The sequence below is a fragment of the Paenisporosarcina sp. TG-14 genome (assembly GCF_000297555.1).
In the GTDB taxonomy this organism is placed as follows: domain Bacteria; phylum Bacillota; class Bacilli; order Bacillales_A; family Planococcaceae; genus Paenisporosarcina; species Paenisporosarcina antarctica.
In genome coordinates this window covers 1-25,442 of sequence record NZ_AMGD01000023.1, presented here as the reverse complement: position 1 = coordinate 25,442, position 25,442 = coordinate 1, and the positions used below count along the sequence as shown (strand labels likewise).

26 protein-coding genes are annotated in these 25,442 nt (G+C 37.2%); 2 read left to right on the top strand and 24 right to left on the bottom strand.

Annotated features, from left to right (window positions below; translation table 11 throughout):
• A partial coding sequence (locus C406_RS21020; protein ID WP_237740533.1) for a hypothetical protein occupies positions 1 to 256 on the top strand: 256 nt, incomplete at its 5' end.
• Here C406_RS21020 and C406_RS0108915 read toward each other — a convergent pair.
• The 15 genes from C406_RS0108915 to metG form a co-directional block, all read right to left on the bottom strand.
• Positions 225 to 857, bottom strand: coding sequence for a 50S ribosomal protein L25/general stress protein Ctc (locus C406_RS0108915; protein WP_017380264.1), 633 nt, complete (start codon positions 855 to 857; stop codon positions 225 to 227). The two genes, C406_RS21020 and C406_RS0108915, sit on opposite strands and share 32 nt — an antisense overlap.
• Positions 858 to 938: 81 nt before the next feature.
• Positions 939 to 1,898, bottom strand: coding sequence for a ribose-phosphate diphosphokinase (locus C406_RS0108910; protein ID WP_017380263.1), 960 nt, complete (start codon positions 1,896 to 1,898; stop codon positions 939 to 941).
• Positions 1,899 to 1,910: 12 nt separating this feature from the next.
• A complete protein-coding gene (glmU, locus tag C406_RS0108905) occupies positions 1,911 to 3,281 on the bottom strand; it encodes a bifunctional UDP-N-acetylglucosamine diphosphorylase/glucosamine-1-phosphate N-acetyltransferase GlmU (RefSeq protein ID WP_017380262.1) in 1,371 nt (456 codons plus the stop codon).
• A 164-nt stretch (positions 3,282 to 3,445) separates the two neighbouring features.
• Positions 3,446 to 6,475: an efflux RND transporter permease subunit gene (locus tag C406_RS0108900; protein WP_017380261.1), complete on the bottom strand. Its 3,030-nt coding sequence runs from the start codon at positions 6,473 to 6,475 to the stop codon at positions 3,446 to 3,448.
• Positions 6,476 to 6,619: 144 nt separating this feature from the next.
• Positions 6,620 to 6,910, bottom strand: coding sequence for a septation regulator SpoVG (gene spoVG, locus C406_RS0108895; protein WP_017380260.1), 291 nt, complete (start codon positions 6,908 to 6,910; stop codon positions 6,620 to 6,622).
• Positions 6,911 to 7,662: 752 nt separating this feature from the next.
• Entirely contained in the window at positions 7,663 to 8,037 is a 375-nt protein-coding gene (locus C406_RS0108885) for a RidA family protein (protein ID WP_017380258.1), read from the bottom strand.
• Positions 8,034 to 8,867 (bottom strand): pur operon repressor, encoded by an 834-nt coding sequence (gene purR / locus C406_RS0108880; protein ID WP_017380257.1) that lies wholly within the window; start codon positions 8,865 to 8,867, stop codon positions 8,034 to 8,036. Before purR ends, C406_RS0108885 begins: the two co-directional genes overlap by 4 nt.
• A 56-nt stretch (positions 8,868 to 8,923) precedes the next feature.
• Positions 8,924 to 9,790 (bottom strand): 4-(cytidine 5'-diphospho)-2-C-methyl-D-erythritol kinase, encoded by an 867-nt coding sequence (ispE, locus tag C406_RS0108875; protein WP_017380256.1) that lies wholly within the window; start codon positions 9,788 to 9,790, stop codon positions 8,924 to 8,926.
• A 320-nt stretch (positions 9,791 to 10,110) separates the two neighbouring features.
• Complete coding sequence (locus tag C406_RS0108870; RefSeq protein ID WP_017380255.1) at positions 10,111 to 10,299, bottom strand: small, acid-soluble spore protein, alpha/beta type; 189 nt, start codon at positions 10,297 to 10,299, stop codon at positions 10,111 to 10,113.
• 114 nt (positions 10,300 to 10,413) lie between these two features.
• Positions 10,414 to 10,677, bottom strand: coding sequence for a biofilm formation stimulator Veg (veg, locus tag C406_RS0108865; RefSeq protein WP_017380254.1), 264 nt, complete (start codon positions 10,675 to 10,677; stop codon positions 10,414 to 10,416).
• Between the two features lie 148 nt (positions 10,678 to 10,825).
• Entirely contained in the window at positions 10,826 to 11,716 is an 891-nt protein-coding gene (gene rsmA / locus C406_RS0108860) for a 16S rRNA (adenine(1518)-N(6)/adenine(1519)-N(6))-dimethyltransferase RsmA (protein ID WP_017380253.1), read from the bottom strand.
• Positions 11,709 to 12,275 carry a ribonuclease M5 gene (rnmV, locus tag C406_RS0108855; protein ID WP_017380252.1) on the bottom strand — a complete coding sequence of 189 codons (567 nt, stop codon included), beginning with the start codon at positions 12,273 to 12,275 and terminating at the stop codon, positions 11,709 to 11,711. The genes rsmA and rnmV overlap by 8 nt, the downstream gene beginning before the upstream one ends.
• A 189-nt stretch (positions 12,276 to 12,464) precedes the next feature.
• Entirely contained in the window at positions 12,465 to 13,856 is a 1,392-nt protein-coding gene (locus C406_RS0108850; RefSeq protein WP_017380251.1) for a ubiquitin-like domain-containing protein, read from the bottom strand.
• Positions 13,857 to 13,985: 129 nt separating this feature from the next.
• Entirely contained in the window at positions 13,986 to 14,756 is a 771-nt protein-coding gene (locus tag C406_RS0108845) for a TatD family hydrolase (RefSeq protein ID WP_017380250.1), read from the bottom strand.
• A 260-nt stretch (positions 14,757 to 15,016) separates the two neighbouring features.
• Positions 15,017 to 16,975 (bottom strand): methionine--tRNA ligase, encoded by a 1,959-nt coding sequence (gene metG, locus C406_RS0108840; protein ID WP_017380249.1) that lies wholly within the window; start codon positions 16,973 to 16,975, stop codon positions 15,017 to 15,019.
• Between the two features lie 343 nt (positions 16,976 to 17,318).
• Between metG and C406_RS0108835 the strand changes: the two genes are divergently transcribed.
• Positions 17,319 to 17,597 carry an AbrB/MazE/SpoVT family DNA-binding domain-containing protein gene (locus C406_RS0108835; protein WP_017380248.1) on the top strand — a complete coding sequence of 93 codons (279 nt, stop codon included), beginning with the start codon at positions 17,319 to 17,321 and terminating at the stop codon, positions 17,595 to 17,597.
• Between the two features lie 41 nt (positions 17,598 to 17,638).
• On the opposite strand, the gene rsmI is transcribed toward C406_RS0108835, so the two are convergent.
• The 9 genes from rsmI to C406_RS0108790 form a co-directional block, all read right to left on the bottom strand.
• Complete coding sequence (gene rsmI, locus C406_RS0108830) at positions 17,639 to 18,520, bottom strand: 16S rRNA (cytidine(1402)-2'-O)-methyltransferase (protein ID WP_017380247.1); 882 nt, start codon at positions 18,518 to 18,520, stop codon at positions 17,639 to 17,641.
• Positions 18,517 to 18,792: a GIY-YIG nuclease family protein gene (locus C406_RS0108825; protein ID WP_017380246.1), complete on the bottom strand. Its 276-nt coding sequence runs from the start codon at positions 18,790 to 18,792 to the stop codon at positions 18,517 to 18,519. Before C406_RS0108825 ends, rsmI begins: the two co-directional genes overlap by 4 nt.
• Positions 18,779 to 19,525 (bottom strand): tRNA1(Val) (adenine(37)-N6)-methyltransferase, encoded by a 747-nt coding sequence (locus tag C406_RS0108820; RefSeq protein WP_017380245.1) that lies wholly within the window; start codon positions 19,523 to 19,525, stop codon positions 18,779 to 18,781. Before C406_RS0108820 ends, C406_RS0108825 begins: the two co-directional genes overlap by 14 nt.
• A 65-nt stretch (positions 19,526 to 19,590) precedes the next feature.
• Positions 19,591 to 19,962: a DNA replication initiation control protein YabA gene (yabA, locus tag C406_RS0108815; RefSeq protein WP_017380244.1), complete on the bottom strand. Its 372-nt coding sequence runs from the start codon at positions 19,960 to 19,962 to the stop codon at positions 19,591 to 19,593.
• Between the two features lie 25 nt (positions 19,963 to 19,987).
• Positions 19,988 to 20,803 carry a PSP1 domain-containing protein gene (locus tag C406_RS0108810; protein WP_017380243.1) on the bottom strand — a complete coding sequence of 272 codons (816 nt, stop codon included), beginning with the start codon at positions 20,801 to 20,803 and terminating at the stop codon, positions 19,988 to 19,990.
• A complete protein-coding gene (gene holB, locus C406_RS0108805; protein ID WP_017380242.1) occupies positions 20,796 to 21,800 on the bottom strand; it encodes a DNA polymerase III subunit delta' in 1,005 nt (334 codons plus the stop codon). Before holB ends, C406_RS0108810 begins: the two co-directional genes overlap by 8 nt.
• A 116-nt stretch (positions 21,801 to 21,916) precedes the next feature.
• Positions 21,917 to 22,246 (bottom strand): cyclic-di-AMP receptor, encoded by a 330-nt coding sequence (locus C406_RS0108800; protein ID WP_017380241.1) that lies wholly within the window; start codon positions 22,244 to 22,246, stop codon positions 21,917 to 21,919.
• Between the two features lie 55 nt (positions 22,247 to 22,301).
• Entirely contained in the window at positions 22,302 to 22,946 is a 645-nt protein-coding gene (gene tmk / locus C406_RS0108795) for a dTMP kinase (RefSeq protein ID WP_017380240.1), read from the bottom strand.
• On the bottom strand, positions 22,943 to 24,370 hold the full coding sequence (locus C406_RS0108790; RefSeq protein WP_017380239.1) for an aminotransferase class I/II-fold pyridoxal phosphate-dependent enzyme: 1,428 nt from the start codon (positions 24,368 to 24,370) through the stop codon (positions 22,943 to 22,945). The genes tmk and C406_RS0108790 overlap by 4 nt, the downstream gene beginning before the upstream one ends.
• Positions 24,371 to 25,442 lie beyond the last annotated feature (1,072 nt).

The window sequence follows — 25,442 nt, the reverse complement described above, 5'->3', positions numbered from 1 at the left end:
CTTGATTGAAGCGGAAGGCGGCGTAAAAAACATGTGCTCCTGCGGTTACTCGTCCAATACATTGTCAAGAGCTTTTGCAACGCCCTTATGGACCAAGCTGAGGTGTGAGCTGGCGCTTGGCGCTAGACATAACAACTCCCAGTACGAAGTTATTGCTCAGAATCTTATACTTTTTTGGCATAAAAAAATAGGACTGTCAAATGACAATCCCTTTTTTCAAAAAATTATTTTTTTGTTTCAGTATCTTCTTCGCTAACTTCTTCTGCCACTACTGCTGGTTCGTCAGCTGTAGTTTCTAGTTCTTCATCAGTACGTGGTGCTGAAACTGATACTAGTGCAAAATCATCATCGTTTAAGATATTGAATTCACATTTTTCACGCATATCGCCAACTCTTAAGATATCACCAATTTCAAGATCAGTAACATCTATTTCAATTGAATCTGGAATTGCTGAAGGTTTTACTTTAATTGTTAATTCAAGGTTTGGATGGTTCAAGACGCCGCCTTGACTTACGCCAATTGAATCACCAGTTGTTACAACTGTTACACTTACTTCTAATTCATCGCTCATGTTAATTGCTAAGAAATCAGCGTGAACAACATTACCTTTTAATACGTTCATTTGGTAGTCACTTAATACAACATTAACTAATTTTCCAGCAAGATCTAATTTCATAACGCCGTTGCGACCAACTTCACGTAGTGTTTTTAATAAATCCACTTCGTGTACCGCAATTGAAGTAGCCTCTGTTTTAAAACCATAAACTACTGCAGGTACAAAACCTTCATTGCGTAATTTTGTTAAATTAGAATGTTGACCTTTTTCGCGTACATGTGTTTTTACTGTTGTAGTCATCTATTTCACTCTCCATGTCATTTATTCTGTTTTTATGTTTACCCAATTCTCACCAAATGAAACATAAATACCATTATACCATCAATCAAATAAAGTGCTAACTGATTTTTCTTCAAAAACTCGTACAATTGCATCTGCTAAAAGCGGTGCAACTGATAATTGTGTGATTTTAGGAGAATTTTTTTCTTCAGGCAATTCAATTGAGTTCGTAATTACTAACTCTTTAATGACTGAGTTGTTGATACGTTCAATTGCGGGTCCTGATAATACAGGATGCGTACAGCATGCATACACTTCTTTTGCACCACTTTCTAAGAGCGCGTTTGCTGCAATCGTAATTGTACCTGCAGTATCAATAATATCGTCAATTATAATGGCTACTTTACCATCTACGTTTCCGATGATATTCATAACCTCTGATACGTTAGCACGTGGTCGACGTTTATCGATGATTGCAATTGAACCTTTTAAACGCTCCGCCATTTTACGTGCACGGGTAACTCCCCCGTGATCAGGAGAAACAATTACAATGTCAGCAGGGTCTATTTTTTTCTGCAAGAAATAATCCGACAAAATTGGCACCGCGATTAAGTGATCAATTAAAATATCAAAGAATCCTTGAATTTGAGGTGCATGTAAATCTAACACGATGGCACGAGTTGCACCAGCAGTTTCAAGTAAGTTAGCCACTAGTTTCGCTGTAATTGGTTCACGAGCGCGTGCTTTACGGTCTTGACGAGCATAACCATAGTAAGGAAGAACAACGTTTACAGTACGAGCAGACGCACGTTTAACAGCATCTACCATAATTAATAATTCCATTAAATTTTCGTTAACAGGAGCAGACGTTGATTGAATGATGAACACGTCACACCCGCGAATACTCTCTTCGATGTTGATTCGTACTTCACCATCGCTAAAACGCGTTACAGAAATTTTCCCAAGTGGGACTCCAACCTCTTCCGCTAATTCTCTTGCAAGTGATTCATTCGAGTTTAATGAAAATATTTTTAATTTGGTATTTGCGTATTGGTTAGGCATGTTGTCCTCCTGTTATTTTAAGTTTAGTTTATTAACGTATCCTTCTTTGTTCTCTTGACGAACACGACCAATTGACAAAGCTTGTGCTGGTACATTTTTTGTTATGGTTGATCCAGCTGCTACATATGCACCTTGGCCAATTGTAACAGGTGCCATTAAGTTTGAATTACACCCTACAAAGGAATCGTCCTCAATCGTCGTTATGAATTTATTCTTGCCATCGTAATTTACGGTAATCACGCCACAACCAATATTTACACGTTCTCCAACTTCAGCGTCGCCAATATAACTTAAATGCGATACTTTCGAATGATGACCTAATTTCGTTTTCTTAATTTCAACAAAATTCCCTATTTTCGCATCATTGCCAATCTCTGAATGTGGACGAATGTGAGCGAACGGACCAACTGCTGTATCTTCTCCAATAACACTTTGAGTAACAACTGAAGAATGAACGGTTGTACGATGCCCAATTTTGCTGTCTTTAATATGACTATTTGGACCAATCAAACAATCTTCACCAATTTCACTAGCGCCTTCAATAATAACACCTGGCTGCAACACTGTATCAGAACCGATAACAGCGTCAGCACTAATATAAGTATTTGTTGGATTGATAATTGTTACACCGTTTTTCATATGTTTTTTGGCGATTAACTTGCGCATTAGTGTTTCAGCTTGCGAAAGTGCTATACGATCGTTAACACCAAGCGTCTCCTCAAAATCATCTGTTGCATAAGCAGAAACGATGTCGCCTTGATTTTTTATAATTTCAATTACATCTGGCAAATAGTACTCACCTTGTGAGTTATCATTTTTGACAAGCTTTAATGCCGCAAACAAAGCTTCATTATCAAAGCAATATGTGCCAGAGTTTATTTCTCTTACTTGTAGTTCATCGGTCGATGCATCTTTTTGCTCCACAATGCGTTCAACATACCCTTTAGAATCACGAAGAATACGACCGTACCCTGTAGGATCTTCAGGAATTCCAGTAAGAATCGTCGCCTTAGCCGAAGTTTCTTGATGATGTGCAAGTAATGCTTTCATCGTTTCCGGACGAATTAGTGGCGTGTCACCACAAATAACAAGGGTTGTCCCAGTTAACTTCCCTAGCGCTTCATCCGCTTGTAATACAGCGTGTGCTGTTCCGAGTTGTTGTGCTTGAAGTGCATATTCACTGCGACTCCCGAGTTGATCTTGTACTTTTTCAGCACCGTGTCCAACAATTGTCACAATCCGTTCGGCTCCAATTTCTTGAATATGATCTACAACATGTTCAACCATTGGTTTGCCGCAAACCGGGTGCAATACTTTATACAATTTGGACTTCATGCGTGTACCTTGACCTGCAGCTAAAACCACTGCGTATGTATGTGTCATTTAGTAAGTCCTCCAATATGGTCATTCTACCTCTTTTGACTATAGACCAAATACACTCGTAATTCAAGGAAATCCCGCTTGACAAAATGGTGACAAATCATTTAACATTATGCATTTTTTATATTAAAAGGACTTCACACCAAATGGTGGAAGTCCTTAATTTATTAATTTGCTCGTTTTTCTCGTTTTACTTGACGTGAATAAAAGATTTCGTACATCACTGGAATGATAACCAATGTTAGTAAAGTAGATGACGTTAAACCACCAATTACAGTTACCGCTAATCCTTTTGAAATCAACGTTCCTGAAGAAGTAGTTAGAGCCAAGGGAATAAGCGCAGCAATTGTTGCAAACGCCGTCATTAAGATTGGACGTAATCGCGTTTTGCCCGCTTCGACAAGTGATTCTCGAATGAGCATTCCTTTGTCATTTCTATTTTGGTTAATGCGGTCCACCAGAACAATGGCATTTGTCGTAACAATTCCAATTAACATTAAGAATCCAATCATTACACTAACAGATAATGGTTCGCGTGCAATTACTAAACCGATTAATGCACCAATCGGTACGAAAATAAGAGATGACAATATTATGAACGGAATACGTGCTTGCCCGAATGTAATGAGCATAGTTAAGTACACGAGTCCAATTGCACTAGCAATGGCGAGTCCGAGTTGTTGGAAAATCTCGACCGTATCATCACTACCCCCACCACTTTCTAAACTTACCCCATCCGGTAAGTCTACGTTCGCTATAACACCATTCTTTACTTCAGTTGATACTTTTTGTATATTGTCCGCATCAATTTGTGCTTGGATACGAGCAAATACTTTCCCATCTAGTTTTTGAATCGTTGTAACGGAATCAATTTCTTCAATCGTCGCAATATCTTGTACTTCAACAGGTCCGTTAGCAGTAAAAATTGTCAGTGTTCTTATTTCATCGATACTAGATAACCCTTCGTCATAAGACAATTGAACGGAACGATCAATGTCATCAAGCGCTAACTTGCCGACAGAAACAGGTTTTGTTTGGTCAGAAATGGTACCAAGTAGCTGAAAACCAGACACGCTAAAGTCATTTGCTTTATCTGAATCAATTTGCACAACCACTTGTTTCTGCTTTTCAGTAAAATTATTAGACACATATTTTAGTGAATCCACGGTATTCATATATGCTTCTACATCCGAAGCGGCTTTTGACAATGCTTCTAGATCACTTGCAAATAAATCGACTGAGACATTGTTATTTGATGGAGGACCACCAGTAGAAAGCTCCGATACCGAAATTGTTGCATCGGGAGAAACGTCAGCTACAATATTGTCCATATCTTGTAATACCGACTTCACAAAATTAGATACATCTACATTTTCATTCAATGTCAAAATATATCCAGCTCTATTTTCAAGTTTTATTCCTGTTGCAAAGTCACGAGAACCCACTGCAGTTGTTACATCTTTAATATCTTCTAATTCAGCAAATAATTTTTCTACTTCAAGAGATACTTCGTTCGTGCGTTCTAGTGATGTAGATGAGGGTAGCTCTACACTTGCTTGAACGAGTTTTGTTTCTTCATCTGGAATAAACGTAAACCCTAACCCCGGAACAAGCGCAAACGAGCCCCCAAGAAGAATTACAGACAATACCAAGATGACTACTTTGCGATTTAAAGACCATAAAATGACACGTTCATAAAAACGTTGCATCGCATCTTCTTTTTCTTCTTGTTTCACTTTCTTAAAAGCAAACCTTGCTAATATCGGTACAATTGTTACCGCAACCACTAATGAAGCAGCTAGCGAGAAAATGACAGTTAATGCAAACGGCAAGAAGAACTCACCTGTAATCCCGCTTACAAAACCAATCGGCAAAAACACCACAATTGTCGTTAAGGTTGATGCTGTAATTGCACGTAATATTTCTTTTGTAGATGCTATGACTAATTCATTTGACATTGGCTCATTTGTTTTTCGTAAACGCCGGAATATATTTTCAATCACCACAATACTATCATCAACTACTCGCCCAACAGCAACGGCCATCCCACCGAGCGTCATAATGTTCAAGCTAATATCTAGTTGAGCTAAGAAAATAGCTGCAATCAACAATGATAAAGGAATGGAAATAATCGCGATAATCGTTGCACGGAAATTTCGTAAAAAGATTAATACTGCAAGTGACGCAAACAGAGCACCAAGCAAACCTTCCTTCACTAATGTTTCCACTGATTTTTCTATTCCTGCGGCAGAATCGAAACCAACTGCGTAGTCTAAGCGGTCATCATAACTATTTAAAACACTGATTACGCGGTTTGCAACTTCCACGGTGTTGGCATCTTGCTTTTTCGTGACCGCCATCGACAATGCGTTTTCTTGGTTATAACGAGTGATTTCACTTTGTTTAGATACTTCTTCAATTGTCGCAATATCTTTTAGTTCAACCGGTGGCGCTTGTGAATTAAATGAAGATGTAAGTTTAAGTGATTTTAATTTTTCAATCGACTCGAGCTTTTCTTCCACGCGTACCGGTATATTAATATCATTATCATTCACAGTTCCAGCAGGGAATGAAAAGATTTTTTGATCAATTTGTTGTTTTATTTGGCTTAGAGATAGTCCAGCTGCGGTTGCTTTTTCATTATTTACAGTAATTTGTAAATTCTCTTCTTTTAAACCACCAACCGAGACAGAATTAATGCCAGGAATTTTATTTAACTCAGGGATGACTTCTTTATTCAACAGTTCTTCTATATTATCTTGGTCTTTGCCAAAAAGAGAAATATTGAAGATGGGAAACGATCCAAATGATAAACGGCTAATTTCCGTTTCCGCGCCTTCTGGTAATTCAATTCCACGAATGGCTGTTTCAGTCTGTTGTTCTGCACGATCTAAATCCGTATCAAAAGGAAACTGCAAATTAATAATTCCTATTGTTTCATAGGATACGCTCTGAATTTCAGTGGCCCCTTCGATTCCTTTTAACTGTTCTTCAATCGGAGTAATGACGAGTTCGTCTACATCTTCAGGTGACGCTCCTGGGTATACTACTTGCACCGATAATTGCGGAAACTCAATGTTTGGTAACAAGTCAATTTTTAATCGACTAAAGGAATAAAGTCCAAGCACAATGAGTAAGAATGAAATAATGAATACTGCTGTTGCATTCTTCAAACTAAATTTTGTTAAAAAATTCACTCAGTACACCCTCTTTTTTAGTAAGATATGTTTCTATCTTAATTTATACAACACTCGTGTCGGATTGGCGAGTGCCAATGTGTTTTTCTGGAAAATAAAAAAAGAAACCCATCATGTAACATGACAAGCTTCCACAGTTTTCAATTAAACACTCGCTTCTTCATAAGTAATCATATCTTCTTCACTCGACTCATGATAGGCGAGTAATACAGCTTCTTGGAGCTTCGTGCGCGTTCCCGAATTAATGGGATGGGCTATATCACGAAATTCTCCATCAGGTGTTCGCTTACTAGGCATAGCCACAAAAAGTCCTGCATTTCCATCAATAACACGAATGTCATGCACGACAAACTCGCTGTCTAGTGTAATGGAAGCTATAGCACGCATACGACCATCGGTTTGTACTCGACGTAATCTAACATCAGTTACTTCCATTCCTTTCACCACCTTTCTTCTTAGATGTCTTACAGACTCTGACAACTATATTCTACATTTATATTATTTCTCCTCCTTTTTTTGGAATTTATTAATAATTTTAAATATTAAAAAATAGAAAAAATGACGTTCGGCACTTTTTTCGTCTATTAGACTTCCGTTATTTATAACTGTTTTGAACTTAAATTCAGCTAACTCTATGTATATTCGAATGATATAAGCATTCACAAAAAATAAGGTTGTTGAGTTAATTAATTTAAAATTAACTCCGACTACGAACTTCCAAAATATCACTATTACAACGTGAAGTGCGATTTTTACAACGTGGGAGTCTATATTTACAACGTCACCTTCCATAATTACTACGTGACCACCAATAATTACAACTGAGTTACCGTTCGATAATAGAAAAGAATTTTTTGGCGATTTGAGGCACGTTACAGTGGGGAGAAACCTGCTTTTGAGGAATCGAATACTATAAAAAAAGTAAGAAGCTGCCGAAATTGCATCTTCGGCCGCTTGTTCTATTTAGTAAGTGCCTATTCTCTAGTAAACCAAATTCAATGAACTGTGCCCGTGAAAGTTTCGGATGCGCAACAGCCTCAAGATTGACTGAAGGAAATAGAGAAGTGCGAGGTTATGATGCAGTATGCCCATACGCTACGGGACCTTAGTAGTCGTGCAAAATAATAGAAACGCTGGCATAAAAAGAAACCATCAAGTGGTGTCTCGATGGTTTCTTACTTTACTATTTAACCTACAATCGCTATGACTTCTATTTCAACTTGCGCATCTTTAGGTAATCGTGCGACTTCCACCGTCGATCGTGCTGGTTTATGTTCACCAAAATGTTGACCATAAATTTCATTAAATACAGCAAAGTCATTCATGTTTTTAATAAATACTGTTGTCTTCACAACTTGTTGAAGTGAAGATCCCGCCTCTTCTAATACAGCTTTTAAGTTCGCAAATACTTGGTGTGTTTGTTCTGTAATTGAACCTTCTACCATGTTTCCTTCAGCTGTTAATGGAATTTGACCCGAACTGTAAAACATGCCATTTACGATCATACCTTGAACATATGGACCAATTGCCGCTGCGGCTTTCGTTGTCGATACTGCTTTCATTGCTCTTTTCCACCTTTCGAAAAATAATTACCTTCAGTTAATGCAATCGTGCGATTTTTTTCATTTACTTCCTTCAACTTAACAAGGGATAAATAATTCTCAATTAATTGTTCACCAGGATGTTCTGTTTCAACTAACACAGCTACACCCGCTAATTGACAATTAAATTCTTCAAGTAAATTTTTCATGCCATTCATTGTGCCTCCGACTTTCATAAAGTCATCTGTAATAAGCACGCGTTGACCACTCTTCATACTTCGTTTAGACAATACCATCGTTTGGATACGACGTGATGATCCAGACACATAATTGATGCTAACAGTAGATCCTTCTGTAACTTTGCTATCGCGTCTAACGACTACGACTGGCACATTTAAGTGACGTGCAATTGCATGCGCAATCGGAATACCTTTTGTCGCCACCGTCATAATGACATCAATCGGTTGTTTCGCAAACGCGGATGCAAAAACTTTCCCTACACGGTTCATCATTTCAGGGTTGCCAAGTAGATCTGTCATATATAAATAACCACCCGGTAGCAAGCGGTCTGAGTGAGAGAGCTCTTCTATAAAGTCTTGAATCACTTCACGAACGGCTTCATCATTCATTCTCGGCATATATTTAACCCCGCCTGCTGCACCAGGAACAGTTACTAATAAACCGATTCCTTTTTCTTCAAACGTTTCTTTTACAATGGTTAAATCTTCACTTATTGAGGATTTTGCAGATTGGTACATATCTGCAAACAACGTTAATGAAATTAACTTTTGTGGATGGTTTAACAAATAATGCGTCATATCAACAAGACGCTCACTGCGTTTCCATTTCATGGGTCACACTCCTAAACACGAATGATTTATTCGTAAGTTTAAACAAATATACGGTTTTAGGCAAGTGAATCCCGATCTCCCAACAATCTTACTGCATAAACCTCGTCACAAAAGCCGCGTAAGCCATTATAGATTCGGTTCACTCTAGACTCGTGTTGGACTAGCCCGAATACGGTTGGACCACTTCCACTCATTAATACCGCATCCGCTCCAAATTTCATCATTTGCTCTTTAATCATCGATACTTCCGGATGCAACTTCAATGTCACAGCCTCTAAAGCATTTCCCATAGACTCACACATTAATTCATAATCTTTCTCGTAAATAGCCCGAATCATATCTTTAGAATTCTGATGAATGACTTCATTTATCTTTAAGCTACCATATACATCAGCCGTCGAAACTCCAATCGATGGTTTCGCTAAAATAATCCAACAGTTTGGTGGGGCAGGTAATTCTTGAATTATTTCTCCTCTACCAGTGGCAAGAGCAGTTCCTCCATAGACACAAAATGACACATCTGAGCCGATTTTAGCACCATGCTCTGCTAATTGATTCAACGTTAACTTTAAATTCCACAAATCATTTAACCCCCGCAAAGTGGCGGCTGCATCACTACTTCCACCAGCAAGTCCAGCGGCAACAGGAATCTTTTTCTCTAATGTAATAGACACGCCTTGTTTAATTCTATATGTATCTTTTAATAACTTCGCTGCTTGATAGGCTAAGTTTCTGTGGTCGTCTGGCACATAGCGATCTGCTGAAATAATGCGAATTTGACCATCAGTGCGTGGTTCTAATCCAATACGATCTGCTAAATCAACCGTCGTCATAATCATTTCCACTTCATGGTAACCGTCTGGACGTTTATGTAACACATCCAGTATCAGATTGATTTTTGCGGGTGCCTTCACATAAAGCATTAGATAACCTCCTTTATCAGTTTATTGCTGTTACCTATTTTACCACAGCTGTTGATGAAGGAAAGAACATTTGAAAAGTGCAATAGGCCAAGTTATACCAACAGTAAAACATTGTGTTTTACTGTTGGTATTTGAAATTCCCACTAACTTAGCTTGAAGGACTTATAAAAATAATATGTAATAAAATTGATTTTTTACAAATAATAATTTTGAAAAAAAGGCGGATTTCTCCGCCTTGTCAGCCTCATAAGAATTTACGCAGTTACTATGCAAAAATAAAAGAACGTGCTCCTGCGATTGCTCGTCGTTCAAGAATTTAGCTACTTCTTGTAGTGATTTTGTCCGTTCATTAATCCGGTTTGTGCCATCTCAACTGCCCGCTTAACCATATTACCTGCATCACGAGATTTAATGGCTCCCCAACCGTCACGCTCAACGACTTCGTAAAATCCAAGTTCTTTCGCAATTTCCTCTTTTAGACGATCTGACATTACACGTTTACGTGACATGTTTTTTCCTCCTCTTAAGGACCAACAAAAATAGTATGTACTAAAAACAAAAAAGCACTCACGGAAAATAAAATCCGTGAGTGCTTTATTAAATAAGTACATAAGTGCAAAATATTATTTGACGACTACAAGTTCTTGCATTCCGTCAACAATTGTAATTTCTACTGCTTCAGTTAATATATCTGTGTAGCTGTAAGACACACGCTCAAAAGCGTTCTCGTCCTGATCAAGATCTACTACGAACACAGCATGATACGTTTCACGTAAAATCCCAGCTCGTTCAATCGTTTTCTTACGACCACCGTTTGCTTTTAATTGCAAACGTTTACCTAAATGACAATCTAAAGACTTTTTAATATCTGCTAAAGTTTTTGGCATTTCGCTTACACCCCACTTAATTATAAGTGTACTATATAAACAAATATTTGTCAACCAATATATTATTTTAACAATGAACAAAAGTACTTGTCAATCAATTTATTAAAATTAACCTGCAATTTTTATCTGAATTGTACTTATTTTGTTATTAAAGTGACGAATCTTTGAAATTCGGAAGAAGGATATTTGCTAAATTTCCAAACTCTTGAATCGATAGTGTTTCACCTCGGCGAGTTGGGTCTACGTTTGCTTCTGCAAGGGCAGCTAAAATTAACTCTTTCTTTTCTTTACCGAGTGGCAGTTGTGATTGTAAATTATTTAATATTGTTTTTCTGCGTTGTGCAAAAGAAGAGCGAGAAACCTTGAACAAAAAATCCTCGTCTACCACATCTACTGGTGAAGTCTCATGACGAGTTAATTTAATTACAGCAGAATCAACATTAGGTTGTGGAATAAACACTGTTCTAGGAACTGTCATGGCAATTTCAGCCTTCATATAATATTGGATGGCAATAGATAATGAACCATATGCTTTTGTGCTTGGTGAGGCTGTGATACGATCTGCCACTTCTTTTTGCATCATGACAACCATTCCTCGAATTGGAAGCTTTTCCATTAATAATTTAATTAAAATAGGAGTTGTTACATAATAAGGCAAGTTTGCAACAACCATGATATCTTTATAGCCAGCTAATTTCTCCTGTATCACATCTTCAACATTAGTTTTTAATATATCTGAATGAATTATCTCTATGTTATCGTATGGTGAAAGTGTATCCTCTAGAACGGGTAAAAGACGTTGATCAATTTCAACAGCTACAACTTGGCCCGCTTTTCGAGCTAAATGTTCAGTCAACGCACCAATTCCAGGCCCAATTTCAATAACTGCTGACTCTTTCGTTAAATTCGCATGACTAACGATGTTCTGAAGAATATTAGGGTCAATTAAAAAATTTTGTCCAAGACTTTTTTTAATTGAAAAACCATATTTCTTTAATATTTCTTGTGTACGTTTTGGGGTTGCAATATCTTTATACATGTAAGTCCTCCTGATCCAATTGTGCTAAAGCTTTTTCAAGTTGCTCGATTTCAATTTGAAACATTGATAATCTTTTTTGAAGCTGTTTTCCATTAGTATAACCAATTTGTAATAATTCACCGAGACGATTACGACGCATTCTTGAGTCAGGGTGACCAATCAATCTCTCTTTCATCAATATGTGAAGTGGAATTTCTTCAATTTGATTTAATGGATTTCGAGGTGTATAAACATTTTGGAGTGCCGAGCGGATATCTTCATCTGCCGCGTGTTCAATACCGAGACTTTTCCCGTTTTTCGCAATAGTTTTTTCTTTTGATAAAAATGCGTGCTTAACTCCTTGAACATTTTCTTCTATAATGGCACGAATGCGTCGTCCAGGATAGTCAGGGTCCGTAAAAACGATAACACCTCTTTTAGTTTGTGCATGCTGGATTCGGCTAATAGTTTCTGACGAAATGGCGGATCCATTCGTTTCAATAGTATCTGCTCGTACAGCACGTTTAATAGCTGTCGTATCATCTTTACCTTCCACCACTATAACCTCTTCAATAAACACGATTCAATGCCTCATTTCATATGGTTCTGTGACCATTTTACTTGCGCCACTTTAATATGTATACCGAAAAGCGGAGAAGCCCACTCTAGCTCAACGATTTACAACAACTTTGACTTCGCAAAATTTTTTCTTGAATCTTATGTAACGACAAAAAGCTTTCCCTAGTCGTTCAGGAAAGCTTAGTTTTAATTAGTTAATCACTTTAATTTTAATTTGTTTACGACCATATCCAAGCGCTTGATTTTTGTCTGCCATAAACAAGTCAATCTTCATTCCTTTAATCGCTCCGCCAGTATCTCCAGCAATCGCATAACCGTAGCCTTCTACCCAAACTTTAGAACCAAGAGGAATAACACTTGGATCAACCGCAATTACTTTTAATCCTGGATTTGAACGAAGGTCAATACCAGTAGCAGTAACTCCTGAACACCCATTACAAAAAGCTGTGTATGCCGTTGAAGACACGTAGAATTCTTTTCCTCCAGATGGTGAAGTATTGGATGCCTGAGAAGTTGTTCCTCGAGAAACACTCGCCGTTACAACTTTCGTTCCAACAGATACAACTTTCTTAGCAGAGTCTTTTACTACTTCTTCGTTTTTTAAGATACGTGAAACTTGTTTGCCATTTTCAGAAATTATTTCAAACGTTTGTTTAGTTAAACCTTTTTTACCTTCTTGTACAACTTTTTCTTTGCCTTTTAACAAGTTCTTATCTTTACGGGTTTCCACAGCAAAATCTGTTGCTGCTTCCACTACATCGGTGACCTTTTCTACACGAACCACTTGTATAACATCGTTTGGATTCACAAGATCATCCATTCTTTGTTCGACACGATCAAATTCATTTATATGAATCTCTTGTTGTTTTAAAAAGTCAGCGACAGTAGTTGAAGTGGACCATACTTTTTTCTTATCAACACCATTTACGAGTGTTACATGAAATGCTTTTTCAAGCGTAATCTTTGCATCAGAGCCTATCTTGGCATCTAAACCAGGTAATACCTTATCATTCTCAGAAACTTTTATCTTTGCTTTAGCTAAAACTTCACTTACTTGATCATCCGTTGTTTTGATTGTTTGTTTTTCCCCATCAACGATAATCGTAATTTCCTTCGCTTGCTCCCACTCTACTGAAAGTCCATCTTCTATAGACGTATTCAATGAAGGTGATACTCTATCAGCCTCATAAACTTGTATGTTTTGTTCACTAAACAAGTCTCCAACTGTTTCTGCATTTGTGTAAATTTCTTGATTATCACCATTAAGTGTAATCGATATTTTTTTTGCCTGTTTCCACTCGATCGAAAGACCATCTTCTATCGTCGTGTTCACTGAGGGTGACACTAAATCTGCTTTGGAAACTTGAATTTTTTGTTCACTCAACAAGTCTCCAACTGTATCTGCACGTGTTTGAATTTCTTGTTGTTTGCCATTAACCGTCAAGGCGACAGTGCTTTTCGTTCCTATAAATAGAACGGTTGATATAACCGATACGAACAAGATAACGACAACTAGAGCTAATCCAATTTGTTTATTCCTCAATGGTTTGGTAAACAGGTTTTTCATGGAATTATTTGACACGAAAAACACCTCCTCGTTACTTGTGTGATTATATAGACTTAGAAAATGTCTGTCAATCACTTAAAATTTGTCGAACTATTCTGATGATGCAAAACTTATAATTTCTAATTATTGGGGTTATCTATTACTTTATATTGGGAGTTTGTAAAATTTTACGGCATTTTCAGTGGTTGCTTTTGCAACATCTTCAATAGTAATATTCTTCAAACGAGCAATTTCTTCCGCTACTAAGGTAACAAGGGCTGGTTCATTACGTTTTCCACGGTGTGGATGTGGTGCTAAATACGGTGCATCTGTCTCAATCATTAAATACTCTAATGGAATTTCGGTAGCTACTTCTTTTGGTTTTTTAGCATTTTTAAATGTTACAGGACCTCCGAGTGAAATCATGAAATTCAAATCTATACAAATTTTTGCAGTTTCAACACTTCCGCCAAAGCAATGCATCACCCCACCAGTTTTCTCTGCATGTTCTTCTTGCAGAATCCGAATAACATCATCAGTAGCATCTCGGTTGTGAATGACAATAGGTAAATTAACTTTTTGTGCTAAACGAATTTGCTTTCTAAATAATTCTTGTTGGACATCATGAGGAGATTTATCCCAATGATAATCCAGTCCAGTTTCACCGATTGCTACAACTTTTGGGTGTGCAGCTAGATCTTCAATCCACTGTAAATCTTCATTTGTACAATCAATAGCATCAACTGGATGCCATCCTACTACTGCATATATAAAATCATATTGTTCAGCTAAGTAAATCGCTCGGTTAATCGTTTTACGATCAAATCCGATAACCACCATGTGATTTACTTTTGCTTCAAGCGCTCGATTAATTACTTCTTGTAGGTCTTCATCATATTGATCTGCATTTAAATGGACATGTGTATCTATAAACATGAATATTCGCCTCACATAATCTTTATTTTAATTCTTTTTACTATTACTTACATCTCACTTACATTTCAAATTGATTACAAAGCCATGTTTTTTTCAAGTCATCCGGACTATATTGCCCTTACTATTGAATTTTTATGGAAAAACATTCATCTTAAATCAATACTTTTGGCTTAGACTTGAAAAGAATAGCATGTTACGGTTCCCTCAAACAAGTAAAGAGCCTGCTCAGCAATTGCTGAACAGACTCTTGGGACAAACCTTTATTTTACTTTCGCACCGTTCTCAAGTTTCTTATCAACGGTTGCAAGCGTTAAATATCCACCTTGCTCTCCTGCAAGAATCATCCCTTGAGACATTTCCCCACGCAGTTTTACAGGTTTTAAGTTAGCTACAACAATTACTTTTTGACCGACTAATTCTTCTGGACTATAGTTTTTAGCAATCCCTGATATAACTTGACGTTGCTCATATCCTAAATCTACTTGTAGCTTCAATAATTTATCCGCTTTAGGCATTTTTTCACAGGCAACCACGGTCGCTACACGCAAATCTATATTTAAGAAATCGTCTATTGTAATTTCTGGAATTTCTGGTGTCTCTTCTTTTACTGTTTCAAGATCTTCTGTTTTTACAGGTCCACGCATTTGTTCTTGAATATATGATATTTCAGTTTCAACTTCCAATCTCGGGAAAATTGGTACGCCTTTTTCAATCACTTTTGTTCCAATCGGAATACTTGACCACTGTTCTAATGAATCCCAAGTCAATGAATCTGTAGATAAGCCAAGCTGCTTCGCAATTTGCTTGGGAGCGTTTGTCATAAACGGTTGTAGATACACAGCAATTTGACGAAGGCTTTCTGACAAGTTCCACATAACCGATCCGAGTTTTGGTTTATCTGAATCTTCTTTAGCTAAAACCCATGGTTGTGTTTCATCAATGTATTTATTGGTGCGTGAAACGAGTGACCATAAGTCGCTCAATACGATGCTAAACTGCATTTTTTCCATATTGGCTTCATACTTTTCTTTTACATCTTTCGCATGTGCGTGTAATGTGGCATCAAATTCTGTTGCCTCGTTATGTTGTGTTGGAATAATTCCATCAAAATACTTATTGATCATCGAAACAGTCCGATTCAATAAGTTACCTAAGTCATTTGCTAAGTCAAAGTTTGTACGTTCCACAAAGGCTTCCGGTGAAAATACGCCATCTGCACCAAAGGGCAACTCACGCAATAAGAAATAGCGAGTAGCATCTAAGCCGTAGCGATTAACTAATAGTTCCGGTGTTACAACATTCCCTTTAGATTTAGACATTTTACCGTCTTTCATCATAATAAATCCGTGTGCAAAGACTTTTTTAGGTAGCGGTAATTTTAATGCCATTAAGAAAATTGGCCAGTATATCGTATGGAACCTGACAATGTCTTTCCCGACAACATGTACATCTGCAGGCCAATACTTATTAAATAATGATTCATCTTCTGATTTATATCCAAGTGCTGTAATGTAATTGGATAAAGCGTCAACCCATACGTATATGACATGTTTTGCATCACCAGGTACACGAATTCCCCAATCAAATGAAGTTCGAGACACAGACAAATCTTCTAATCCTGGTTTAATAAAGTTGTTAATCATTTCATTTTTTCTAGACTCAGGCTCAATGAATTCAACATTATCTTCATAATATTTCAGTAAGCGATCTGCATACTTTTTCATATTGAAGAAATAAGACTCCTCTTTGACTTTATGTACTGGGCGCCCACAGTCTGGACAATTACCATTATCTAATTGTTTGTCCGTATAAAACGATTCACATGGCGTACAGTACCAGCCTTCGTATTCTCCTTTGTAAATATCTCCGTTATCTAAAAATAGTTGGAAAATTTTTTCGACAGCATCTTTATGACGTTTTTCAGTAGTACAAATAAAATCGTCATATGAAATGTCCATCAATTCCCAAACTTTTTTGGCGTCTTCTGCAATTTCATTTACATAGGTTTGCGGATCTTTTCCCGCTTCTTGGGCTTTTTCTTGTATTTTTTGACCATGCTCATCCATTCCTGTTAAAAAATGAACATCATATCCACGTAAACGTTTGTAACGAGCCATCACGTCTGAAGCTACGGTTGTATAAGCGGTTCCAATGTGAAATTTCCCACTTGGGTAATATATGGGAGTCGTAATATAAAATGATTTCTTTTGATTTTTCACTTAAATTCGCCCTTTCGTTCGTACCAATAAAGTAGTAGTTCTATTCTATCTGAGTCTTTCTTTGGTTACAATGATATTAAATACACGAAAAATGTCGAATGATAATTTTTGTTAATTAAAACCCATTTACATTTTATTAATGCCAACTTATAGACATAAGGAAAAATTAGAATCAAAAACATAATAAAATAACTATAAAATATCATTTTTTTAACAAAAATACTTTTTATTGGTCAGATTAATTATTGACGTATATGGCAGTAGTTGGTATGATTAATAACAGACAAGCACGAGATGTCGAAATTTGACGAATTACATTTATAATTCGAGAGGGGTACTATCCATGAAATCTACAGGTATCGTACGTAAAGTTGATGAATTAGGTCGCGTAGTTATTCCAATAGAACTTCGTCGTACTTTAAGTATCGCAGAAAAAGACGCATTAGAAATTTACGTGGATGAAGATAAAATCATCCTAAAAAAATATTTACCAAACATGACTTGTGTTGTTACAGGTGAAGTATCAGATGATAACTTCCGTTTAGTTGGCGGAAAACTTATCTTAAGCCCAGAAGGCGCAGATTTGTTAGTAAAAGAAATTCAAACAAACAAAAACAAATAAATTATTTTAAAACAGGAGTGACAAATTGTCACTCCATTTTTTTATTCTTGTATATGAAATTCTTGATATACATCTCGCTTTGGTAGTTCTCGTTCTTTAGCAACAACTTTAATAGCCTCTTTTGAAGAGAGTGATTGATTTTCAATCACATATTCAACATGCTCAATAATTGATAAATCCATCCACCATTTTTCACTAATCAATGGATTTTCTTCAGTAGAGCCATCAATGACTAATACAAATTCTCCTCTAACTTGTTCATTCTCCGCCCATGCTACAGCTTCTTCTAAAGTACCTCTTACAAATTCCTCAAACTTCTTGGTCACTTCTCTTGCCAACACAACTTTTCGAGTTGAGCCCAGTATTAATTGCGCATCCTTCAAAGTATCTTTTAAACGATGAGGTGCTTCGTAAAAGAGCATAGTTTCTTTCTGATATTGAATCGCTTCAAGTGCAGCTTTTCTATCTTTCTTTTGTCTTGGCAGAAAGCCATAAAACGTAAATGACAACGTTGAAAGACCAGATGCGATCAATGCACTTAACGCAGCATTAGCACCAGGTATTGGCACGACTGATAAGTTTTCTGCTACTGCTTTTGCTACAATATCAGCACCTGGATCTGAGATGCACGGTAATCCAGCATCACTGACGAGGGCAATATTCTTTCCATTTCGCAGAAGCTCTAGAAGCTTGTCCCCACCATATTCTAAGTTATGTTCATGGTAACTGATGAGGTGGGTGTCAATTTCAAAGTAGTTACACAACTTCTTCGTATTGCGTGTATCTTCAGCAGCAATATAGTCAGCTTCTTTCATTATACGTATCGCGCGTATTGTCATATCCTCTAAATTTCCAATAGGTGTCGCCACTAAATATAAAATACCAGTTGTTAACTGATCTGAAAAACTTTTTTGTGCGTTCATAATTGTTCACCTCTTATTCCTTTAGAAATATACTCTATTTTATTCTTCTTATTTAACTGCTTAAATGCATATTCCGCTTTCATAGCAAGTTGTTTAGTTTCATGAACTTCTTGATAAATACAACACACCGGACGTCGTGCTCGTGTATATTTTGCGCCTTTCCCATTGTTATGGACACTCACACGTTTACTCAAATCATTCGTATAACCGGCATAATACGATCCGTCCAGACATTCCAACACATAAAAGGTATGTTCATTAGTTTTTTCCATAAAGCATCTCTCTTACTTCTTCAGTGTATTCTCCTTGTTCATCGTACACAAATAACGGCGGAAGAATCTTTAAATCAGGTTTGCCATCTTTTATTCCTTCTATTAACAGGGTATTCGCTTCTTTTCCTTCTTTCGGATACACAAAACGAATACGTTTCGGTTCCAGTCGATTCGCTCTCATCGCTGTCACAATATCTAACAAACGTCCAGGTCTATGAACAAATGCCGCTTTTCCACCTTGTTTAAGCAATTGACTTGCAGATTGAACCGCTTCATCTAATGTTAAATAGAGTTCATGACGAGCAATTGCTAAATGCTCTTTCAAGTTTTTATCACTGGCTTCATGTGCAGGAAAATAAGGAGGATTGCACGTAACCACATCAAATTTTTCAAAGCCTAGTTGTTTTGGAATTGTTTTTACATCGCCTTCAAGAATGGTAATTTGGTCTTGTAATTGATTATACTCCACACTTCGTATTGCCATATCAGCTAGTCGATGTTGCAATTCAACACCGATAATTTTCGCCTTTGTACGTGCACTTAAAAATAATGGGATGACTCCATTTCCTGAACATAAATCAACAATAGCCCCTTTTTTAATGGGAACATAAGTAAATTTAGCCAGTAATACCGCATCTAGAGAAAAAGAAAAAACAGATGGACTTTGAATGATGCGAAGCTCCTCTGCCAGCAAATAATCTAATCGTTCATCCTCTTGTAAATGTATTTCCATTTGTTGAATCCTCCAACATAACAAAAGACCGACATCCACTTACTTACAGTGGAATCAGTCTTTCATCACCCGTTTTGTTTATTTAAAAAGGAAAGACAAAATAAACAATCTTCACCTTTACGTGAACTTCCAAAATGCACATGGCACACATGGAAACCTTCTTGATATAATCGAGCTAAATTATCGTAACCCTCTCCAATATCAAGACGGCTTACTTTTACTTTTTTTGCATTTAGCTCAGACTGCTTTAAGACAGCTTCTTCCGCTGCATGAATTTCATCCAAACGCTTTCTAAGGTGGGAATTCTCTTGTTGCAAAGACTGATGTTCTTCCATCATAAATGCCACGAACTCTTTAAGTGCATGGAACTGCCCTTGCAATGATTCTAATTGCTGTTCAAATTCCATGACCGTTTCCAAAAAATTACGATCTTTCACGTAAATCACCCCATTGTTCAGTCCGTTACACTTGGTTTTCTTCATATTGTTGAATTTCTTCTAATGTATATTCTAGCACACGTTGTTGCTCAGCTATTTCAACTTGCATCACGCGTTCTAATAAATTAATTCCAATTACTTTACCTTTTCCTTCTGGTGTAGAAATACGAGCGCCCATGTCTGGCATTAACAATTTAGAGGCTTCATACTCGTCATTTTCGTATTTTAAACAGCACATTAAACGTCCACATAAACCTGAAATCTTCGATGGATTTAGAGACAGATTTTGATCTTTCGCCATTTTAATCGATACAGGTTCGAAATCGCCTAAAAATGTAGAACAACATAGCATACGTCCACAAGGCCCGATCCCACCAAGCATTTTCGCTTCATCTCGAACTCCAATTTGACGTAACTCAATTCGTGTTCTAAAGACCGAAGCCAAGTCTTTTACCAAGTCACGGAAGTCCACGCGACCTTCAGCTGTGAAATAAAAGATGATTTTATTGCGATCAAATGTATACTCTACATTCACTAGCTTCATTTCTAATGTGTGTTCAATAATCTTTTCTGTTCCAAGTTCAAACGCATGTTGCGACTCCGCTTGGTTTTCATCCACTTGATAACGATCACGTTCATCAGCTAGACGCACGACATGTTTAAGGGGCAACACCACATCGTGTTCTTCAACTTGCTTAATGGGAACTACGACTTTCCCGTATTCTATCCCTCTTGCTGTTTCAACAATAACATACTGACTCTTTTCTAACGGAAAATCAGCTGGATCAAAATAATATATTTTACCCGCTTTCTTGAAGCGGACACCTACAACATTATACAAACGAAAATCCCTCCTGCATATTTAACATTAATTGTTCCATTAAAAGCGTCCGATTCATATTACGATGCAATTGTTGCTTCGCTTTTAATATGGCCTCAATTTTATTCGACAAGTGCTCATAACTACAGTGATGTGCATGTTGCTGATAAAATGGCAAGAAATCCGGATACGTAAATAATGTATTACTATTAGCCTTAACTGCTACTAAATCGCGGTATGCGAATAAAAGTAAATCCAATGCTTGTTCTGTGTCTTCTTTTTCTTTTAACAAAGGTAGCCAATCTTCATGAACCGTTAACATGGCTTCATGTACATTTGTTTCAACTGCCTCTACCAATTTTAACACTGTTTTTCGAACCTGTGCAAACTGGTCATCCTTTGCCAACCGTAAAGATTCTTCTAAATCATTCGTTAACATGGAAACGGTTGCCGCCATAGATGCTGTGAGACCTTGATCTACCAACACTTTAACGCGTTCTTCATAAGGAATTGATGGAAAAGAAATAATTTGACAACGCGATCGTATTGTCGATAATATCGCATATGGCTTTTCCGTTAATAAAAAAGCAGTGACCAGTCCTTCAGGCTCTTCTAAAAATTTCAGTAAAGTGTTCGCAGCTGAAATGTTTAATCGATCTGCCCGATGGAGTACATATATTTTACGGCCAGCTTCAAGCGCCGTTTTATTCATCTCAAAAATCAGTTGTAACATTTGATCTTTTTTTATATCTTGACCGTCTGGCTCAATTTGAATAAGATTTGGATGATTACCAGATTCAAATCTTCTACAGCCTCGGCATGTTTCACATGAAACATTTTCAATAGGTTGTTCACACAGCAGTAATTTAACAAAAGATCGCATCACAGCTAATTTGCCAGTTCCTCTCGCTCCCTCAAAAAGATATGCGTGAGCAACTCGATTTTTTTGGAAAACCATTTGAAGTTGTTTCGTAATAACAGGTTGTAGTTTTATTACATCTGATAGGTTTTCACTCAATTCGCTGCTCACCTCTTCTTTTAAAAAAACCCGTGCTCCGGACATCCGGCAAACACGGGTTTTTCGTGTATGTTTGCATAAATTTATTCATGCAAAGATTATTTTCAGAGCTTTTTTTAAAAATGATGAAACTGTTCAATTGGAAGCACAAATATTGTTGCCCCACCAACTTCAACTTCTACTGGATAAGGAATATATGAGTCCGCATTACCACCCATTGGAGATACAGGAGCTATCATTTGCTCCCGCGAACGACAATTATCACGTATTAAATCAAGTGCATTAGATACTAACTCATCATCTGTACCGATTAAAAAAGTTGTATTACCTGAACGTAAAAAACCACCAGTACTTGCTAATTTGGTTGCACGAAAGTCAGCTTTCGTGAGTGCACTAGATAAACGGCTACTATCTTGATCTTGGACAACAGCCACGATAAGTTTCATCAGCTCATCCCCTTTTCCGGAAGTTCTTCCTAATATTATAACATGAAATGGTCAATCAATTCATGCGTGATTCAAGAGATTTTTTCATAACATCCATTACGTCACTCGTTACTTCTTTTTGCGATTTTGATGCATCTATTACGTGAATGCGATTTGGATAGCGTTTAACTACTTCTTGATATCCCTCTCTAACCAATTCATGAAAGGCTAAACTTTCAGCATCCATTCTATTCTTTTCCCTTTCATCATGTTTAGCAATCCTTTTTAGACCAATCGATGGCTCTAAATCAAACAATAATGTCAAGTCCGGCATTAATTTCCCTATCGCAAATTCATTAATCGAAAGAACTTCATCTATTCCTAGACCGCGTGCATGTCCTTGGTATGCAAGAGATGCATCAATAAAGCGATCACATAAAACAATTTTATTATCATTTAGTGCTGGAGCAATCTTTTCAACTAAGTGTTGACGTCTCGCGGCTGCATACAATAGTGCTTCAGTTCGCCCATCCATCTCAGTGTAGTCATTATTTAAAATCACTTCACGGATGTGTTCTGAAATGCGAATTCCACCGGGCTCGCGTGTTGAAACGATATTGTATCCTTGGGCAGTTAATTGTGAAACAACATCACTTAAAACCGTTGTCTTTCCTGCTCCTTCTGGTCCTTCAATCGTAATAAAAAATCCTTGATTATTCATACTTTTGCCTCCTTCAAAACCAGTAACTGTTTTCGGCTCAAATCATGTTCTCCTTGAATTATAGCGCCACTCGCTAAATAATCCGCGAGCATTTCCAGTTTACTTGTTGTAATTCTCTCCCCACGAACGAATAATGGAATGCCTGGCGGATATGGAATGACCATTCCTGCACAAACTCGTCCAGTCGCCTTTGTATATAATATCCATTCATTTTCTGTTCCCTGTAATTCTTTATAGGAAACAGCTAAAGTTGATAGAGCATATAAATCGTGTGAATAATCGATATCTACTTTGTCTCTTTGTTGTTTTGCACATTTTTCTACAGCAGTCTTAATCTTCATTCTTATTTCGGCAAATGGAAACTGATGTCTCGCCTTTAACAACGGCAATATCAAAAGGACTTGCTCTGGATCTGCTAATTCCACGTAAATACCTTGAAGCTCTAATTGTTTTTGCAACCTGTAACCTGTATATTGATGAACCCGCAAAATCAATTTTAATGGATCATCCACTTCAACTACTTCTAGAGAATGTATGGTTTTTAAACTATCCACAAATAGTTTACGAGTAGTAGAAAATAACTGATGATCTTCATGTGCATACGTCCCAATATAATGCCTAGCATCATCTAGTGATGCTAGTATCAAATAAGATGGACTACTAGATTGAAGCATTCGCAAATAGCGATTCACTTTATCATGAGAAACACGATTTGATTGAATATGTAAATAAGAACCCATCGTCATAGCTGGAAGTGTTTTATGAGCAGATTGTACAACAACATCTGCACCCATCTCAAGCGCAGATATTGGGAAATCCGCTGTTGCTATAAAATGCGCTCCATGAGCTTCGTCAACCAGTACTGGTATTCCATGAGAATGCGCTAAACTAATGGCTTCCCCCATTACGGAATTAGTAACACCATAGTATGTTGGATGCGTTAGTATAATGGCTTGGGCATGTGGATAATGTTCAATTGCCGCCGCGACTGTAGCCAAGCTAACATGGGTTGATGTGTGAGTTTTCTCATCCCATTCTGGAGTTAAAAACACAGGATCTGCACCAACCAACTCAAGAGCGTGAAAAATTGACTTATGCGCATTTCGTTGAACCAAAACTCGGTCCCCTTCTCGACACGTTGCATAGACCATCGCTAAGTTCCCAACAGTCGTACCATTCACCAGAAAATAACTATGTGTTGCTTCATATGCTATTGCCAATAATTTTTGCGCTTCTTCTATGACGCCCTCAGGATGATGATAATCATCTAGACCTTCGAGCTCCGTATAATCAAACTTCATTACATCTTTGAACGCACGTGGCAATTCAGACAATGCCCCATGCTTATGCCCTGGTACATGAAACGAAGTATTTTGCTTTTTGTAAAAACGTTGCATCGCCTCTACGATTGGCCGTTTATCCATTTAATAATCCCTCGCACATTCATATGTATTCATTATACATCAATACTTATATCATCTACCCTCAGAATTAAAAACAACAACCTGTCCAGCAAAATTTTTATTTTCAGATCTTCTATATTTCTGGATTTAATGAGTATGAATGTATATTGGTGGATCATAAATCAAGACTTTCTTCGTCTTCGAGCCATTCCATCAACATTAACCAGTCACATAAAGAGAATCAAGATTTGTCATATTTCCCGGGAAATATGTCGAAAAAGCACGTATTCTCCCTAATAAGTCGTTTATCCTTTAGGAAATGAATCCTATTGAGTGATTATCTAGCCTATTTCGCAAAGGACCACTAGACAATTCCACAAAATTTGCGGCCGTATCTTTACCACTTACTTAATTTCTGGCAGTCGATGTCCATTCTATTGTCATCCAAATTTGAAATCTTTAAGTTATCAAGGATGCGACCACAATCACTTGTAGGGTAGCATGCCTGGGAAGAAAACTAGTCTAAACCCTTCTTATACATTGAAGAAAATCCTTTTTTCACAAAGGATCTCGTTGTTGAAAGTGAAAATCGAGCATTCATATCTTAATAGCTAAATAGTAAAATATTTTTTCGATCAAATTGAGGTGTTTATCGGTCAATCACGTTTCATACCCTGTTATCTTGGCGATCCTTTCTCGCTTTCCTACTATTAATAATTGAATAAAACCAAAAGAAATCCGATACCTTTTTTTACAGGTACTGGTTTTTCTGTTTATTTAGGATTGAAAAAGATTTAATCGGCTTCGCGACTCGTTTATTCGGCTAGAACGAGGTTTTATTCCGTTTCGCCCATTTTTATCCATATAAATCCTTCTCGAGGGGCAATCGAAGAGGAATAATTGGCTTGATTTTCGCTACGCTGCTTAATGGTGAACGAAAATATCAGAAAGTATTGGTATTCTTAGGTATGGTGACTTGTTAGTTGAGACAACTGTTGTACAAATCTAATGATTTTCGTCACATCCCAGGTCTTTCCGTAAGCTATAGGCTCCAGGTCTCTTTCTTTATTTCCCTGAACTCTTTGTTTAACCC

Coding starts and splice junctions, on each gene's coding strand:
- C406_RS0108870 (WP_017380255.1), bottom strand. CDS start 10,299: ATGTCACGTAAACGTGTAATGTCAGATCGTCTAAAAGAGGAAATTGCG.
- C406_RS0108835 (WP_017380248.1), top strand. CDS start 17,319: ATGAAATCTACAGGTATCGTACGTAAAGTTGATGAATTAGGTCGCGTA.
- rsmI (WP_017380247.1), bottom strand. CDS start 18,520: ATGAACGCACAAAAAAGTTTTTCAGATCAGTTAACAACTGGTATTTTA.
- C406_RS0108885 (WP_017380258.1), bottom strand. CDS start 8,037: ATGAAAGCAGTATCGACAACGAAAGCCGCAGCGGCAATTGGTCCATAT.
- veg (WP_017380254.1), bottom strand. CDS start 10,677: ATGCCAAAAACTTTAGCAGATATTAAAAAGTCTTTAGATTGTCATTTA.
- C406_RS0108825 (WP_017380246.1), bottom strand. CDS start 18,792: ATGGAAAAAACTAATGAACATACCTTTTATGTGTTGGAATGTCTGGAC.
- C406_RS0108820 (WP_017380245.1), bottom strand. CDS start 19,525: ATGGAAATACATTTACAAGAGGATGAACGATTAGATTATTTGCTGGCA.
- tmk (WP_017380240.1), bottom strand. CDS start 22,946: ATGAATAATCAAGGATTTTTTATTACGATTGAAGGACCAGAAGGAGCA.
- spoVG (WP_017380260.1), bottom strand. CDS start 6,910: ATGGAAGTAACTGATGTTAGATTACGTCGAGTACAAACCGATGGTCGT.
- glmU (WP_017380262.1), bottom strand. CDS start 3,281: ATGACACATACATACGCAGTGGTTTTAGCTGCAGGTCAAGGTACACGC.
- ispE (WP_017380256.1), bottom strand. CDS start 9,790: ATGCTTTATGTGAAGGCACCCGCAAAAATCAATCTGATACTGGATGTG.
- rsmA (WP_017380253.1), bottom strand. CDS start 11,716: ATGTATAAAGATATTGCAACCCCAAAACGTACACAAGAAATATTAAAG.
- purR (WP_017380257.1), bottom strand. CDS start 8,867: ATGAAATGGAAACGCAGTGAGCGTCTTGTTGATATGACGCATTATTTG.
- C406_RS0108915 (WP_017380264.1), bottom strand. CDS start 857: ATGACTACAACAGTAAAAACACATGTACGCGAAAAAGGTCAACATTCT.
- C406_RS0108910 (WP_017380263.1), bottom strand. CDS start 1,898: ATGCCTAACCAATACGCAAATACCAAATTAAAAATATTTTCATTAAAC.
- C406_RS0108845 (WP_017380250.1), bottom strand. CDS start 14,756: ATGTTTATAGATACACATGTCCATTTAAATGCAGATCAATATGATGAA.
- C406_RS0108800 (WP_017380241.1), bottom strand. CDS start 22,246: ATGAAACTTATCGTGGCTGTTGTCCAAGATCAAGATAGTAGCCGTTTA.
- C406_RS0108790 (WP_017380239.1), bottom strand. CDS start 24,370: ATGGATAAACGGCCAATCGTAGAGGCGATGCAACGTTTTTACAAAAAG.